We start from the raw sequence: 16,603 nt of genomic DNA on the forward strand, positions 1-16,603 counted from the left end.
AATATCGCAAAAATGTACGGAATAAGGTTAACTTTGAAATTGCATTCAAAAAATCCGTCTTCCTTGCACTGGTCTGTGTTTTATCCGGGTGAACTCATTTCTGTAAAAAAATACAGAAACAGCCTGTCTGTAAATAACAACCCTTTTCAAAAGAGTGATTTCGGGGCAGGATCAAGAAAACCGAGAAATACATCATTCAGTATTAAAGCCAGGCAGATTTCGGTAAACCCTGTTTTCGGACTTTTTTTATATCGTATTGCGTTACGACACAAGCCTCATACAATCATCGAACTGGGAACCGCATTCGGAATAAGCACGATGTACCTTTCTGCCGGCAATCCTGATGCACGGGTGATTACCGTTGAGGCAAATCCGCAATTGGCTTCAATGGCTTCTTCAGCTTTTGTAGCCTATAATTTCAGCAACATTACCGTATTGAATAAGACGTTCGAAGATTCATTGCAGGAACTTAGGCCTCTGATATCACGCGGCACACTTGTTTTCATCGACGGCAACCATACGTATGAAGCCACCATGAATTATTTCAGTTTTTTCAGCGGCGCCGGAATCCTTGTATTTGACGATATCAGGTGGTCATATGGAATGAAAAAAGCCTGGCGGACTATCAGGAAATCTCCCCGTTGCCGCAAGGCTGTCGACTTATTTATGATGGGAATTGTTTTTTTAGGCTATTAGGCTGTTAGTCTGCGGTTATTCGTGATAAAACGGAAGTTTTACAACCTGTGCCTTCAGTTTTTTATCCCTGATTTCAACAAAAATTTCTGTTCCGGGGCTCGTGAAAGGTGTTTGGATATATGCCATTCCGATCCCTTTTTTCAGCATGGGCGACATGGTTCCTGAAGTAACCTCTCCGATTTCAGTCCCTTTATTATCAAACAGTTTATAATGTTGCCTTGGAATTCCCCTGTCAATCATCTCAAATCCGGTAAGCTTTCTTGAAACGCCTTCCTTCTTTTGTTTTAAGAGCAAATCCCTGTCAATGAAGTTGCGGCCCTCATTAAATTTTGTAATCCATCCCAAACCGGCTTCAATGGGAGATGTGGAATCATTTATGTCGTTTCCGTATAGGCAATAGCCCATTTCAAGCCTGAGTGTGTCTCGTGCTGCAAGACCCACCGGTTGGATTCCGAATTCTTTTCCGGCCTCCATGATCCGATCCCACAATTGTTCCGGATTATCGTTTTCCATATATAATTCAAAGCCTCCGGCCCCTGTATACCCGGTGGCCGCGATAATGACATTGTCAATTCCCCCGATACGGCCTGTGACAAAAGTAAAGGACTTAATATCGCTCAAATTGACATCGGTAATCTTTTGCAGTGTCTTCAAGGCATCCGGACCCTGGATGGCAAGCTGCGAAATCCGGTCAGACGAATTTTCAAGAACAGCACCAAATTTATTCTGTGCGTTAAGCCAGTTAAAATCCTTTTCAATATTGGATGCATTAACTACAAGGAAATATTTTTCTTTATCAAATTGGTGAACGATCAGGTCATCAACGATACCCCCTTTACCATTAGGAAAACATGTGTATTGTGCCTTTCCCGGAACTATTACACCGGGGTCATTTGAAAGCACATAATCCAGAAGCGGTTTTGCGCCGGGTCCTTTAACCCAGATCTCACCCATATGAGATACATCAAAAATACCAACGGAATTGCGGACGGCGAGATGTTCGGCATTAATACCTGAATACTCGATAGGCATTTCAAATCCGGCAAATTCAACTAACCGGGCGCCTAAATTTTTGTGTTTGCCATTAAAGACAGTAGTTTTCATGTGTTTGCTAATGTATTTCTCAAAAATAGAATAAAACTGGTATTTAGTTTATGACTTTTTCCATAATCGTTACGATTTATAATTGAGCTAAAATTTGAATATTCTGTAAAAAATTGCTTAATTTCAACTTCCATTCCTAATTCCGGTTACATGAACATTGATCTTTCATATTTACGTGAAATGTCGGGTGGCAATAGAGATCTGATCGTGGAAATGATTAACATTTTCTCATCGCAGGTCAAAGAATTTGGAAATGAAATGGATGAGCTCCTGAAGAACAAGCAGTATGAACTGTTAGGGAAGCTGGCGCATAAAGCAAAATCCTCGGTATCCATTATGGGACTGGCTGATTTGGCTGTTCGCCTTAAGGATCTTGAGAATTCGGCAAACCAGGGGAAAAAGATTGAAACATATGCTCCGATCATTGATTCATTCAAAAATACAACGAGTGAAGCGGTCAAGGAATTGGAAGTAGTTGCCCAGAATTTGGAACTTTATTTTTAACCATAGAGAATATGTTAAAGATTGAAAAAATCAACAATATTACCGTCGTCCGTTTCAACAACATTGACAGGTTTAACGCGTTAATCACAGAGCCGGTAAAGGAAGACCTCAAGAGCTTTTACAACACACCCGGTACACGGCTTATACTGAACCTTGAAGGAATAAAATATATTGACAGCTCGGGATTCGGTGTTTTCCTGTCACTTCTTAAAACTGCCACCAACAGCAAAGGAATTTTTAAAATCTGCGGGATTAATGATTCCGTTATGGAGTTATTTAAAATGCTTCAACTCCATAACGTATTTACCCTGTATAAGACACTGGACGAGTGTCTTGACAGTTTTTAAGCCTGTAATGAGTCATTTCTGAAAATAATTCCGTCCTGATCCCTGTCAATTACCACAGCCTGGTCTTTTTTCAGACTGCCTTCAAGTATTCGTTTTGAAAGATCGTTCAGAATATTCCGCTGAATCAATCTTTTAATCGGTCTTGCACCGAATTGAGGATCATACCCCTGTTCAGCAACAAGATCAACGGCGTTATCGGTAACTGTAATGTTCATGCCCATGTCGGCAAGCTTTGCCGACAAATCGTTGAACTGCAACCGGACTATTTCCCTGATTTCCTTCCTGGTCAGGGGGGTAAACATGATCAATTCATCAATACGATTCAGGAACTCCGGACGCATTGTCTTCTTAAGCAGCTCGAAAACCTCATTCCTTGTCTTCTCAAGAATTTCATCCCTGTTTTTCTCGTTCATATGTTCGAGATTTTGCTGAATAATTGCAGAACCCACATTGGATGTCATAACGATGATTGTGTTCTTAAAATTGACGACTCTTCCTTTATTATCGGTCAGTCGGCCGTCATCTAAAACCTGTAGCAACACGTTGAATACATCGGGATGTGCCTTTTCGATTTCATCCAGCAGAACTACTGAATAAGGCTTTCTTCTGACCGCCTCGGTCAGCTGCCCGCCTTCCTCATAACCCACGTATCCCGGAGGTGCACCGACAAGCCTTGATACAGTATGTCTTTCCTGGTATTCCGACATATCAATACGGGTCATCAGGTTTTCATCATTAAACAAAAATTCAGCAAGAGCTTTGGCAAGCTCGGTTTTTCCAACACCTGTAGTTCCCAGGAACAGGAATGAACCGATAGGCCTTCTGGGGTCCTGTAAACCGGCCCGGCTCCTGCGAACCGCATCGGAAACCGCTGCAATGGCCTCTTCCTGACCAATCACACGTTTATGAAGCTGCTGTTCGAGGTTAAGAAGTTTTTCCCTTTCGCCCTGCAACATCCTTGAAACCGGTATTCCCGTCCATTTTGAAACTACTTCGGCCACATCTTCAGCTGTAACCTCCTCGTTAATCATGGCCGCATTTCCCTGTATCCTTACAAGTTCGGCATTATTATCAGCAATTGACTTTTCAGCGGCTTTAATCCGCCCATACCTGATCTCAGCCACTTTACCGTAATCGCCCTGCCTTTCAGCCTGATCGGCTTCCTGCTTCAACTGTTCAATAAGTTGCTTCTGATTCTGAATATTTTCAACAAGCTTTTTTTCTGATTCCCATTTGGCCATGTATGCAACCCGCTCTTCGTTTAAATCTCCGAGTTGCTTGTTGATATCATTTACTTTTTCTGTATCATTTTCACGTTTCAGGGCCTCCTTTTCAATTTCAAGTTGCTGTATTTTCCTGTTCAGGCTGTCGATTTCATGAGGCATCGAATTCATTTCGAGCCGGAGTTTTGAAGCGGCTTCATCAATAAGGTCGATTGCCTTGTCGGGTAAAAACCTTTCTGTTATGTAACGGTTCGAAAGCTCAACAGCAGCCACAATGGCTTCATCTTTTATCCTTACCTTGTGATGATTCTCGTAACGCTCGCGTAACCCTCTCAGTATTGAAATAGCACTCAGGGTATCCGGTTCGTTTACCATCACAACCTGGAAACGTCTTTCAAGTGCCTTATCTTTTTCAAAGTATTTCTGATATTCATTCAACGTAGTGGCACCAATCGCCCGTAATTCACCCCGTGCAAGCGCGGGTTTCAGGATGTTTGCGGCATCCATTGCTCCTTCACCGGCACCAGCACCAACAAGGGTATGTATTTCATCAATGAACAGGATAACTTCGCCCTCCGCTGCAATAACTTCCTTAACAACCGCTTTCAGTCTTTCTTCAAATTCTCCTTTATATTTGGCACCGGCTATCAAAGCGCCCATATCGAGTGAAAAGATTTGCCTTGTTTTAAGATTCTCAGGGACATCCCCTGAAATAATCCTGTATGCAAGTCCTTCAGCAATTGCTGTCTTACCTACCCCCGGTTCGCCAATGAGTATCGGGTTATTTTTTGTCCGGCGTGAAAGTATCTGAAGAACTCTCCTGATTTCATCCTCACGTCCTATAACCGGATCAAGCCTGCCGTTTTTAGCCTGTTCATTCAGGTTAATGGCATAACGATTCAGCGAGTTATAGGTATCTTCAGCTGTCTGACTGTTAATTTTTGAACCTTTCCTCAGTGCGGCTATTGATGCTCTGAGGTCTTTTTCATTAAGACCAAAGTCTTTCAGCATTTTACTTACCTGGTCGCCGCCTGACAGAAGTCCTAACAGGATATGTTCAACCGATGCAAACTGGTCCTGCATGGAATGTGCAATATCAATGGCTTTTTGCAGGGCTTTGTTTGACTCGGAAGAAAGGTACTGTTCGCCCCCTGTAACCCTCGAATAAGAACTCACTATGCTTTCAGCAACCCGCTCCAAATCCGCCGTATTAACACCGGTTTTACCCAGTAAATGTTGGGCAACGCTTTCATTGCCGCTTAAAAGTGCCTTAAGTAAATGACCCGTTTCAACTGCCTGGTTCTGATGATCGCGTGCAAGCATAAAGGCCTGCTGAATGGCTTCCTGTGACCTGATAGTAAAATTATCAAGATTCATAACGATACTATTTTTTTTTGCACAACGTTTAATGTGAGATCAACAATTATTAAACCAATTCAAAGTGACCCATTAATTTAGTCAATTTGTCAAATTAATTTTTATCAGCCTGCCATTATGTCCGCTATTTATCAATGTTTTTGCTGAAACCCGACCCGTTTATTTTCGTAATATCATGAGCCCAAACAATACCGGCCAATGAGTGAAAAGATCCTCAAAGCTTTAATGGAATTATTCGCGATCATCGCCAGTCCCGAAGGAAATGACAAGGACAGGCGATCGGTTGTTTTATCCTTTCTTGGCCGACAGCTGAACCAGGATCTTGTTAAGGATTATATTAAGATCTTTGATACATTCTATGAAAAACACCAGGCGCTGAATATTGAGCGCGGGAATAAAAGGATTGGGGCTGATTCGGTTAAGGTTCTCAGGATTTGCAATGATATCAACAAAGAACTGGCCCAGAAACAGAAGGTCATTGTGCTGGTACAACTTTTTGAATTCGTAAAGTCGAACGGAAATGATATAAGTGACCAGGAATTTGCTTTCATTACGGCTGTTGCCGAGTCGTTTTATATTCCCCCCGAGGAGTATACGCTGATTCGCGATTTTACACTTAATACTTTTGATAATATTCCCGAAAGCAAGGAACTTCTTGTTGTAAATAACAGCAAAAAACCGTCCTTCAAATACATAAAACACTTTTATTCCGAATACCTCACCGGTAATATCTGGATCATTCATATTGCATCTGCCGGTATGTATTTTTTACGATATATCGGCGAAAATGAGCTTTACCTTAACAGCCAGATTATTCAGCAGGATAAAGTATTCACACTCACTACAGGTACTTCTATCAGGAATCATCATGTGAAACCGCTTTATTTCAGTGATATTGTTAGCGTTTTCAAAGAGGATGAAGCCACATCGAGGATTGTTTTTGAAGCTGAAGATGTCAGCTACCGGTTCAAAGGAGGAAATGCAGGAATACATCATCTTAGCTTCTGTGAAGAATCGGGCAGGCTTGTGGGCATTATGGGTTCAAGCGGGGCCGGAAAATCGACACTTCTCAATATTCTGAACGGTTCAATGCAGCCGGCTGAAGGCAGGGTACTTATAAACGGCGTTGATATTTACCGGGATAAAGTAGGATCAAACGGGCTTATAGGACATGTATCCCAGGATGACCTGCTGATTGAAGAGCTTACCGTTTACCAGAACCTGTATTTCAATACCAAACTTTGTTTTGACAATTATTCAGCGGAACAGATAACAGAAGCAGTGAATAACATGCTTCAGAACCTGGGCTTATATGATATAAAGGATGTCCAGGTTGGTACACCACTGAATAAAAAGATTTCCGGCGGTCAGCGAAAGAGACTGAACATTGCCCTTGAACTGATACGCGAACCGGCTATTCTTTTCCTGGACGAGCCCACCTCGGGTTTGTCATCAAGGGATTCTGAAAACATTATGGACCTGCTCAAGGATCTCACCCTGAAAGGCAAGCTTGTTTTCGTTGTGATCCACCAGCCGTCATCCGATATTTTTAAAATGTTCGACAATCTTCTGATTCTCGATACCGGAGGTTATCTTATTTACAACGGCAACCCGGTGGATTCGATCACATACTTCAAATCAAAGGTCCACCAGGCAAATTGGGCTGACAGTGAATGCCATATCTGCGGGAATGTTAACCCCGAACAGATATTCAACATTGTTGAATCGATGGTGATTGATGAGTACGGTAAAGAAACCCGTACCCGGAAAATTTCACCCGAGGAATGGTTCGGATTTTTCAGGAATGCAGGATTGCCATTTAAAATTAAACCGGTTATTGAAAATCTGCTTCCCCCGGTTGCTTTTAAAGTACCTAACTTATTCAAACAACTCGGCGTTTTCATCACCCGTGATGTGCTTGCAAAAATCGCCAATACACAATACCTGATCATTACACTTCTTGAAGCCCCTGTTCTTGCTTTCATCCTGGCTTTCATTATAAAGTATTTCAATATAAGCGAAACCAATGAGACAGGTTATACGCTGATGGAAAACAGCAATTTGCCTGTCTACCTTTTTATGTCGGTTATTGTTGCCACGTTTATGGGACTTACGCTTAGCGCGGAAGAGATAATAAAGGACAGGAAGATTTTGAAACGCGAGGCATTCCTTAACCTGAGCTGGTCGGGGTACCTGCTTTCCAAACTAATGGTAATGATGACCATTTCGGCCATCCAGGCCCTTACATTTGTAATCATTGGTAACAGTGTGCTTGAGGTCAGGGGAATGTACTTCAAATTCTGGCTGATCCTTTTCAGCGCATGGACAGCATCCAATGTAATGGGACTGTTGATTTCCGACAGTTTTAAAACTGTGGTCACCATTTATATTCTTATCCCGTTCCTTGTAATTCCTCAAATTGTGCTGAGCGGTGTAATCGTAAAGTATGAAAAGCTGAACCCGAAGATATCTTCTCCGAGTAAAATTCCCTTTTACGGTGAAATGATGACGGCACGCTGGGGATATGAGGCACTGGCTGTGGAACAGTTTATGCACAACGACTATGATGAGCCATTTTACGCCGTAAACAAGGCGATGAGTATTGCGGAATACAAGAAAAATTACTGGATAAAGAACCTTGAAAACAAAATTGACTTCATCGAGAATGATTTAAGGAACCCCGGAAGTCATGAAAAAACAAGAGGATATCTTGAGTTGCTCAGAAATGAATTGCTCTCAGAAATTCCGAATATTAAGAATATTCCTATTCAGAATGTTCAGAACATTGATTATCCAAACCTGGCCAGTCTGAATCTGAGGGATATAAACCAGGGAGTCATTGATTCAACACGCCGGTTCATTAAAACCCTGAATAAGATTTATATCCGCATTTACAACAATGCGAATGACGCAAAGGATAACCTGATCAGGATTCATGAACAAACGCCGGCCGATAAATTTGAATTCCTTGAACTAAAAAGACATTATCACAACGAAAAGCTTACCGAATTTGTCGAAAATAACACTGAACTCATACGGATCATTGAATACAAGGGTCGCCTGTTCCAGAAGACCGATCCCATATATCTTGATCCTGTTCATCCTTTTATTAAAGCTCACTTTTACGCACCACGTAAAATGATATTCGGAAAATATTACAGCACATTTATAGTGAATGTGCTGGTAATATGGTGCTTCTCACTATTCCTTTACCTGTTGCTATATTTCAGGGTGTTTAAGAAAATTCTGGACCTTATGGAGCAACTGACCGAACGCGACCAGCAAATATAAAAAAGGGTGTCTCACTAGTGAAACACCCTCTTCTTGTATTTACGCAGTATTTATTTAATCAACAATCTCGATCATTTTAAAAGGTACCCGGATAATGGATTCATAATCCTCACCGGCCTCAAGCATATCCTCATCATCTTCCTCATAATACCAGTTGATGACAACGTCATGCTTGGACTTATGAATGGCCTCAAGTTTTTTGAAAACATCAAGAATACACTTTGAAGAACTGGTGTTGAAGTATTCCAACTGAATATTAACAAGTGTTTTCTTTAACGGGCTCTTTGCATACTCCTCAAGCCAGTCCACAAGGGGTTTATAAAATTCTATGGAGTTTTCAGGTATTGACCGTCCTTTGATTTCCACTATGCCTTCTTCAGGGAAGAACTTAATGGAAGGGGTTTTGGGAGTACTTTCGATGTTAATTGGTTCCATATGTTAAGTAGGTGTATTCTTTAGTAATTAAATCGTAATAGTAAGATTGAAAAAATAATAATTATCGTTATAATTAAAGAACTCGTATTCAAGTTTGTTTCCTGATTTCCTAGCTATATCAACCAGTCCCAGTCCGCCACCGCCTTTTGCAGAAAGTTTCTGATGGTTCAGGATAAATTTATACATATCCTTAAGCTCATCTTTTGAAAGAGAATTTATTTTATCAATTTTCTCTTTAAGGAATTTAATGCGACGGGAATTAATGAAATTTCCCGTTGTAACCCTGTAGTAATCCTGTTCACGTGTAACAACAAGAACTCCGAACTTAGGATCAAGCGGTTCTTCAAGGCCTTCGTGTGTTGTCTCTATGTGATGAAAAAGATTTTGCAGACTTTCAACCAGCACATTGTAGATTTTCTTCCGAAGTTTGCTGTCAGCATCAGCCTCCTCGAGCTTCTTTTCAACACCTTCAAGAATGTCGTTTATAAGTTCTGATGTGATACTTCCTTTGTAAGCCAGTATAACATCACCCTTACTGAGATTGGAGTAGTATTCCTGTAAATTAAAGCTCATAAAAGGCTGGTTGCATCTTTACCAGGTAATTGACATTGAACAAATATATAAAAAAAAATTCGTGTAAAGTCCATCACTGAATTAAAGAATTGATTTACGGTATATTTCAGCTACCTGTGTTCCTGTTTACAAAACGGATAATTGAAGACCAGTGTTACAATCTTTGTTGTTTATTCCTTAATTACCGCGGTTTTAGTGACGGAATACATTATACATGTTACGAATCGCTTGTTTTTGGTGCCTTTTTTGATCCCTGGTACAGTGAATAGTGATTAAACCTGCATTCAAGCTGTCCATTATAAACCTGTATCCGGGGAGAAGGATGCAAACCAACATTTTTCATAGCCTCTGCATTAGAACTCAGAATCCATGCATCAAAACCCGAAAAGTCCTTTTTTAGTTTATCCCCGATAGTTTTATATAAGTCGTTAAGATTTTGCTGTACAATCCTTTCACCATAAGGAGGGTTCAGAATAACAGTTCCCGGAGCATCAGGCGGAACCACATCTGCAAGGTGCATTGTATTGAACCGGATGTATTTAAAAACACCTGCATTTTGGGAATGGCGAATAGCGAGCCTTACAGCATCTGCTGAAATATCAGAAGCTTCTATGCTGATTTCATTATTCTTCAATTCTCTTTTCTTTTCATTTACAATGGCGTTAAAAATATTCGGATCGTAATCTTTCCATTTCCTGAAACCATATTCAGCACGAATGTCGCCCGGCCAAATATCTGCTGCCATCATGGCTGCTTCTATTGCAATCGTTCCCGAGCCACACATAAAATCGACCAGCGGAGTATTTTTTTTCCACCCTGATAATCGCACAAGCCCTGCAGCGAGTACCTCATTCAACGGGGCAGGACCCTGCTTAACCCTGTATCCTCTTCTGTGCAAAGAATCACCACTGCTATCGCGTGCAATTTTTATATTGCGGTCACTTATATGCGCGTTAATCCTTAAAACCGGATTATCCAGGTCAACTGAAGGACGGCTTCCAAATTTGTCGCGAAATTGATCCACAACAGCATCTTTGATTTTTTGCGCTATATATTGAGAATGTGAGAAAAGCCCTGTGTTCATTGATACATCAACAGCCAGGGTGTCGTTAACTCCCATGAAACGGTCCCACCGGATGGTTCTTATAAAATCATAAAGCTGCTGTTCATTTCCAATTTCCGCCTCAGTCAATGGAACCAGTATTTTGAGAGCCGTTCGTAATTTAAAATTTGCGAGGTACAAGACTTTTTTGTCACCTTCAAAACTCACTGCCCTGCTTAATAATTTAATTCCCGATGCACCGATTTCCTGCAGTTCATCAGCCAGTATTTTTTCAAATCCGAAAAGAGTTTTGGCAATATATTCCGCCATAAGGAAAGTTTAAAATTATGAGCAAATATCCGGAAAAAATCGTTCAATAGCTTCAATGGCGTGAATTAACCGTTCAGAATCTGTCCCTGTAATTACAGCATACCGGCAACCCTTATCCTGAAGCTCTTTCTCATATATCGAGTAAAGTTTTTCACGCATCTCACCGCCATTTTCCCTTACATCGTCTGCCGTCCAGGGAATTTCTGTATTACAAAGCAGGTAAAGATCGATAGTTCCGCTTTTTAATTCTTCATCAATCCATCCGGGATATTTTCCGAAAACCACATTAAACCAGACCTTGGTAATGATGAGATAAGTATCAAAAAAGGCTATCCCTGCTCCGGAAGGAACATCCTGTTTTGCCTGCCTCCTCTGCACTTCTGCAATATGCACCACATCATCGTAAGTATACTCGCGCTGAAGTGATCCGATAAAATCTCTTGCATATTCAGAGAAATAAGGGGCATTATAATGTTCTGCCAGCTGAACCGTGAGGGTAGATTTTCCGGTGCATTCCGGACCGGTAAGTGCAACCCGGATCATTTATTACGGGTTTGAATTTCTTTTTTCCAGTCGAAAAAACCTTTAACGGCCAGCACATCATAAACCAGGAAAAGAACAGCACTGGGATAAAGTGATTTATACAACATAGCAGACAAGGATAACGCATTCAGAATTATCCAGAAAAGCCATTGCTCGACGAATTTTTGCGTAAGCATCCAGGTTGCAACCATACCTCCTGAAGTAAGGACAGCATCCAGAAGAGCCATATCAGAATCAGTGAACCTGATCAGAATGAAATACACAGGGATTGCGATAAGTACGGTTGAAACGATGCAACCGGCAAGCCATTTTACGGGAGTATGCCTTATTAATAAAGAATTGTTTCCGCTTCCCTCTTTTTTTCCTGCCCAGTTATACCATCCATAAAAACCAATAATCACATAATAAATATAGAGAAGAGAATACGCGAAAATTTTCGACTTATAAAAGATCCATATATAAATCGCAGAAGAAATTATGCCAAATAACCAGAGCAGAGTTTTCTCACGGATAGTGAACAGGATATAAAGCAATCCTGTCGCTACAGCGATAATCTCCAGATAATGTGTTAGTAACCAGTGAATGGCATTTGAAGCGAAATTCATGAACCTACTTCTTGTTTAAAAGCATAGCTTCATATTTGTCCCAGTTTTTAAGTATGGTGACTGCAGTCTGAAATTTCGGCTCAGTGTCATTAATGACTTCGTAAAATTCGCTGTTGGTCCACAAATCCCTGGCCATGTAGGCTTTAATCAATGCAGCTAACTGTTCTTTTGAAAGCTGGAAATCTTTCTCATTAAAGGCAATACCCTTATCCGTTCCGAACTTTATGAAATTGTCGAATAATGGCTGATCAATTTCAAAATAGTTTTTGAAGCTTTCAATATCCTTATATTTTGATATGAGGTTACGGCGATTAATATCGACATACTCAAGAACAAACTGATCAATGACTCTTTTCCTTACCAACTGCTGGTAGTAATCGGTGTAATGACTTGTATCGATTGAAACAAAGTAATCAGGCATAATGCCGCCGCCACCATATACAAGCCTTGTATTCTTAAGTGTATAATATTTGAGTGAATCAGCAAAATGAATGCTGTCCTTATGAGCCAGTTCACCTTTGTTGTACCTGTTAATAAGGTCCTTCTCGTAATCGTCCCTGCTCATATTGTAAGGTTTCTGAATCAACCTTCCGGTGGGAGTATAATATTTTGCAACCGTCAGCCGGATCATTGACTGATCTGGAAGCAATAACGGTTTTTGTACCAATCCTTTTCCGTATGATCTGCGTCCAACAATGATTCCCCTGTCCCAATCCTGTATGGCTCCTGAAAGAATTTCGCTGGCTGAAGCCGATCCTTCATCAATGAGAATAACAAGGTGTCCCTTTTCAAAAAGGCCTTCGCGGGTGGCGTAATATTCCTTCTTGGGACTGTTAATTCCCTGGGTATACAGGATGAGTTTTCCGGCATCAAGGAATTGATCTGCCAGCTTAATGGCTACTTCGAGGTATCCCCCGCCATTGCCTGTAAGATCGAGGATGAGGTTCTTCACATTCTCCTTCTTAAGTTCAGATAAGGCTTTTGTGAACTCATCCATTGTGGTCATTGAGAACCGGTTTACTTTGATATATCCGATATCTTCACTTACCTTATACGTAGCGTCAATGCTGTAAATAGGAATTTTATCCCTGATGATATCATAATCGAGTAATTCGCTGTTGCCTCGCCTGAGAAGGGAGATAGTAACTTTTGATCCTTTTTTTCCCCTGAGCATGGCAAAAACATCATCCGACTTAATGCCGGTTCCGGCTATATTTTTTCCATCCACTTTAATCAGACGGTCACCGCTAAGTACTCCGGCCTTATCCGAAGGTCCCCCCGCTACCGGAGAAATGATGTAAACCGTGTCATTGAGAATATTAAATGAAACTCCGATTCCTTCAAAATTGCCCTGTAATGGCTCATTGAGCTGGGCAACCTCATCTTTTGTAAGATAGGAGGAATGCGGGTCAAGATCTTTCAGCAGTTCGGTAATGGCATGTTCCACCAATGAATTCTCATTAACAGTATCCACATAGTACTTTTCGATCCATTCAAGGACTTTGCCGAATTTATAGGTCTGTTCATTGAACATCTGTGAATACCCACTGACTGAACCCGTACCAACTATACAGGCAACCAGTACATAACGCAATAACTTATTCATATTTTATTTCTCCTAATCCTAAAATGATACCATCAGATAATCATACGCTTATTCCCATTCAATAGTTGCAGGAGGCTTTGAACTGATATCGTATACAACCCGATTAACTCCCTTTACTTTATTGATGATCCGGTTGGAAATATGTGCAAGAAAATCATAAGGAAGTTGTGCCCAGTCAGCAGTCATCCCGTCTGTAGATGTTACAGCCCTTAGGGCAACAACGTTTTCATAAGTTCGTTCATCACCCATAACGCCTACCGATTGCACCGGAAGAAGAATGGCAGCTGCCTGCCATACACTGTCGTACAGGTTAAAATCGCGCAGACCGCCAATGAAAATATCATCCACTTCCTGAAGAATTCTTACTTTCTCAGGGGTTATGTCGCTTATGATACGGATGGCAAGTCCCGGTCCCGGGAACGGGTGCCTGTTGAGAATCAGAGGATCAATGTTAAGAGCCTTCCCTACTCGTCGCACTTCATCTTTAAACAGCAATTTCAAAGGTTCAACCACTTTGAGATGCATTTTCTCGGGTAAACCTCCTACATTATGGTGCGATTTTATGGTGGCTGAAGGACCATTTACAGAAACCGACTCGATTACGTCGGGATATATGGTTCCCTGGGCAAGCCACTTAACATCTTTTATCTTATGGGCTTCCTTATCGAATACTGTAATGAAATTCCTCCCGATGATCTTCCTTTTTTGTTCAGGTTCATAAACACCTTTAAGGTCATCGAGGAACATAGCCCCTGCATCCACTCCCACTACATTTAAGCCCATATGCTTATAGGAGGCCAGCACTTTTTCAAATTCGTTTTTTCGCAATAACCCGTTATCTACAAAAATGCAGGTAAGGTTATTACCAATTGCCCTGTGCAGAAGTATGGAAGCTACAGATGAATCCACACCGCCGGAAAGACCCAGAACTACCTTGTCGTTTCCGAGCATTTCCTTAAGCTTGGCTATAGACTCATGGATAAAGGATTCGGGTGTCCAGTTCTGACGGCAGCCGCAAATATCAACTACAAAATTGCGGAGAATAGCCAGTCCTTCGGTAGTATGATAAACTTCAGGATGGAACTGTATGCCGTATGTGCTTTCGCCCTGCACTTCAAAAGCACCGATAGGCACATCTTCTGTGTTTCCGGCAATATGGTAACCTTCAGGGAGAGTAACAATGGTGTCGCCATGCGACATCCATACCTGCGAATTATTCTTTATCCCCCTGAAAAGACGGCAATCGGTTTTAGTAATATTCAGGCTTGCCCTGCCGTATTCACGTGAAGCGGAAGGAGCAACCTCACCGCCGAAATAATGCGAAAGATACTGGGCGCCATAGCAAATGCCAAGTATGGGCATTTTACCCTTGACAGTTTTAAGATCAGGGATCGGGGCATTTTTATCACGCACTGACGAAGGGCTTCCTGAAAGGATGATACCTTTTACTGACTGGTCAATCACTTTCTGAGAATTGAAAGGCCATATTTCGCAATATACATTGAGTTCCCTCACCCTGCGGGCGATTAACTGGGTATACTGTGAACCGAAATCTAAAATGATTATTTTTTCTTCCACCTGGGAAATTGTGCTATAAAATGAATGTGCAAATATAAGACTTTTACGCCGGTGATTCTATACGAACCTGTTTTACGGCATAATTTTCACCATCTTCAACTGTGTACGACTCAGGGAAGATTTCCTTTGCTTCTTTGGCTAAATCCGAAACACTTTTATACCTGGTTGAAAAATGTCCCATAATGAGTTTTCCCACACAGGCATCCTTAGCCAGCTGAGCCGCCTGAACCGAAGTAGAATGCCCGGTTATTTTAGCCAGTTTTTTGTCTGCGTTTGAGAAGGTAGCCTCAAAATATAAAAGATCAATATCCTTCAGCCATCCGGTAAGCTTGCTGAAACAGGACGTATCGGTGCAGAAGGCATAGGACCGTGGCTTATAAGGAGGCATTGTCAGAACATTGTTCTTTATGATTTCTCCGGTAGCGGTTATGAAATCTTTTCCTTCCTTAATATTCCGGATATCCCTGATTCCGATCCCGTATTGTGAAATTGCATCTTTACGGATGTTCAGAAGTCTTTGCTTTTCCCTGAAAACAAAACCGGCAACTGGCACTGAATGGCGCAGAGGAAGGATTTCAACCGTCATATGCCGGTCGTCATATATCTCTGTTTTTTTATTGGCAAGAAAAGGATGAAAGATGATTTTGAAGGTAAGCTCTTTGCCGAAATATTCTTTGTAATGGTTCAGAGTGGGTTCCAGGTCGCGGTGGGCAAAAATATGGAAATCGGTTTTGCGTCCGAGTAATGTGTACGATGAAAGAAGTCCAAAAAGGCCAAATATATGATCGCCGTGAAGATGACTGATAAACAAATGGTTTATCCTGGCAATATTAACTGAAAAGCGTCTCAATTGGATCTGGGTTCCTTCACCGCAATCAATTAAAAAAAACCGCTCATGTACATTAAGTACCTGAGCGGTTGGAAATCTTTTTACTGTGGGAATAGCAGAGCTGCTTCCCAGGATCGTTACATTAAAAGACATTCAGCAAACGGCTAACTTGCGGTTTCAGCGAAGAGCTTTACAGCCTCTTCAACTGAACCTGCAATATTCAACACAGTGTCAAGCTGTGAGATGGTAATCAGGCGTTCTACGGCGTCATTAAGGCCGGTGAGAACGAAAGTACCGTTAGCGTTTTTGCATAATCTGTTGGCTACCAAAATCGCACTAAGCCCCGATGAATCACAGTAACGGCACTTGCTCAGGTCAAGAACAATATTCTTTTCACCGTTTCCTGATACCAGAACAAGCTCAGATTTTAGTGTCGGAGCGATATGAGTATCAAGTTTCTCCTCTAATACCTGAATTAACGTATAATTCCGGAGCTTTTCGATTTTGAATTCCATGATGA

General features: G+C 41.4%; 15 protein-coding genes. 4 read left to right on the forward strand and 11 right to left on the reverse strand.

The window, feature by feature from the left end; translation table 11 throughout:
* Positions 1–12 precede the first annotated feature (12 nt).
* Complete coding sequence (locus VK179_14355; GenBank protein ID HLO59926.1) at positions 13–696, forward strand: class I SAM-dependent methyltransferase; 684 nt, start codon at positions 13–15, stop codon at positions 694–696.
* Positions 697–711: 15 nt separating this feature from the next.
* Here the strand turns inward: VK179_14355 and gcvT are convergent, their stop codons facing one another.
* Positions 712–1,800, reverse strand: a complete 1,089-nt coding sequence (gene gcvT, locus VK179_14360; protein HLO59927.1) for a glycine cleavage system aminomethyltransferase GcvT — start codon at positions 1,798–1,800, stop codon at positions 712–714.
* 150 nt (positions 1,801–1,950) lie between these two features.
* Here gcvT and VK179_14365 point away from each other — a divergent pair, with 150 nt between their 5' ends.
* Both VK179_14365 and VK179_14370 read left to right on the forward strand, forming a co-directional pair.
* Entirely contained in the window at positions 1,951–2,304 is a 354-nt protein-coding gene (locus VK179_14365; GenBank protein HLO59928.1) for an Hpt domain-containing protein, read from the forward strand.
* Positions 2,305–2,315: 11 nt separating this feature from the next.
* Complete coding sequence (locus tag VK179_14370) at positions 2,316–2,651, forward strand: STAS domain-containing protein (GenBank protein HLO59929.1); 336 nt, start codon at positions 2,316–2,318, stop codon at positions 2,649–2,651.
* Here VK179_14370 and clpB read toward each other — a convergent pair.
* On the reverse strand, positions 2,648–5,251 hold the full coding sequence (clpB, locus tag VK179_14375; GenBank protein ID HLO59930.1) for an ATP-dependent chaperone ClpB: 2,604 nt from the start codon (positions 5,249–5,251) through the stop codon (positions 2,648–2,650). The two genes, VK179_14370 and clpB, sit on opposite strands and share 4 nt — an antisense overlap.
* A 198-nt stretch (positions 5,252–5,449) precedes the next feature.
* On the opposite strand from clpB, the gene VK179_14380 reads away from it, so the two are divergent.
* Positions 5,450–8,542, forward strand: coding sequence for an ATP-binding cassette domain-containing protein (locus VK179_14380; GenBank protein HLO59931.1), 3,093 nt, complete (start codon positions 5,450–5,452; stop codon positions 8,540–8,542).
* A gap of 54 nt (positions 8,543–8,596) precedes the next feature.
* On the opposite strand, the gene VK179_14385 is transcribed toward VK179_14380, so the two are convergent.
* The 9 genes from VK179_14385 to VK179_14425 all read right to left on the reverse strand — a co-directional run bounded on the left by VK179_14385 (position 8,597) and on the right by VK179_14425 (position 16,598).
* Complete coding sequence (locus VK179_14385) at positions 8,597–8,977, reverse strand: DUF1987 domain-containing protein (GenBank protein HLO59932.1); 381 nt, start codon at positions 8,975–8,977, stop codon at positions 8,597–8,599.
* Positions 8,978–9,004: 27 nt separating this feature from the next.
* Positions 9,005–9,550, reverse strand: a complete 546-nt coding sequence (locus VK179_14390; protein HLO59933.1) for a SiaB family protein kinase — start codon at positions 9,548–9,550, stop codon at positions 9,005–9,007.
* 217 nt (positions 9,551–9,767) lie between these two features.
* Positions 9,768–10,922 (reverse strand): THUMP domain-containing protein, encoded by a 1,155-nt coding sequence (locus VK179_14395; GenBank protein HLO59934.1) that lies wholly within the window; start codon positions 10,920–10,922, stop codon positions 9,768–9,770.
* A gap of 15 nt (positions 10,923–10,937) precedes the next feature.
* Positions 10,938–11,465, reverse strand: coding sequence for an ATP-binding protein (locus VK179_14400; protein ID HLO59935.1), 528 nt, complete (start codon positions 11,463–11,465; stop codon positions 10,938–10,940).
* Positions 11,462–12,070, reverse strand: a complete 609-nt coding sequence (pnuC, locus tag VK179_14405; protein HLO59936.1) for a nicotinamide riboside transporter PnuC — start codon at positions 12,068–12,070, stop codon at positions 11,462–11,464. The genes VK179_14400 and pnuC overlap by 4 nt, the downstream gene beginning before the upstream one ends.
* A 4-nt stretch (positions 12,071–12,074) precedes the next feature.
* The gene (locus tag VK179_14410) at positions 12,075–13,676 is read right to left on the reverse strand and encodes a S41 family peptidase (protein ID HLO59937.1); all 1,602 of its coding nucleotides are present in this window, start codon (positions 13,674–13,676) and stop codon (positions 12,075–12,077) included.
* Positions 13,677–13,724: 48 nt separating this feature from the next.
* Positions 13,725–15,254 carry a glutamine-hydrolyzing GMP synthase gene (gene guaA / locus VK179_14415; protein HLO59938.1) on the reverse strand — a complete coding sequence of 510 codons (1,530 nt, stop codon included), beginning with the start codon at positions 15,252–15,254 and terminating at the stop codon, positions 13,725–13,727.
* Positions 15,255–15,297: 43 nt separating this feature from the next.
* A complete protein-coding gene (locus tag VK179_14420; GenBank protein HLO59939.1) occupies positions 15,298–16,236 on the reverse strand; it encodes a ribonuclease Z in 939 nt (312 codons plus the stop codon).
* Between the two features lie 11 nt (positions 16,237–16,247).
* Positions 16,248–16,598 carry an STAS domain-containing protein gene (locus VK179_14425; protein ID HLO59940.1) on the reverse strand — a complete coding sequence of 117 codons (351 nt, stop codon included), beginning with the start codon at positions 16,596–16,598 and terminating at the stop codon, positions 16,248–16,250.
* Between the last annotated feature and the right edge of the window lie 5 nt (positions 16,599–16,603).

The organism is Bacteroidales bacterium, from assembly GCA_035299085.1.
Lineage (GTDB): Bacteria > Bacteroidota > Bacteroidia > Bacteroidales > UBA10428 > UBA5072.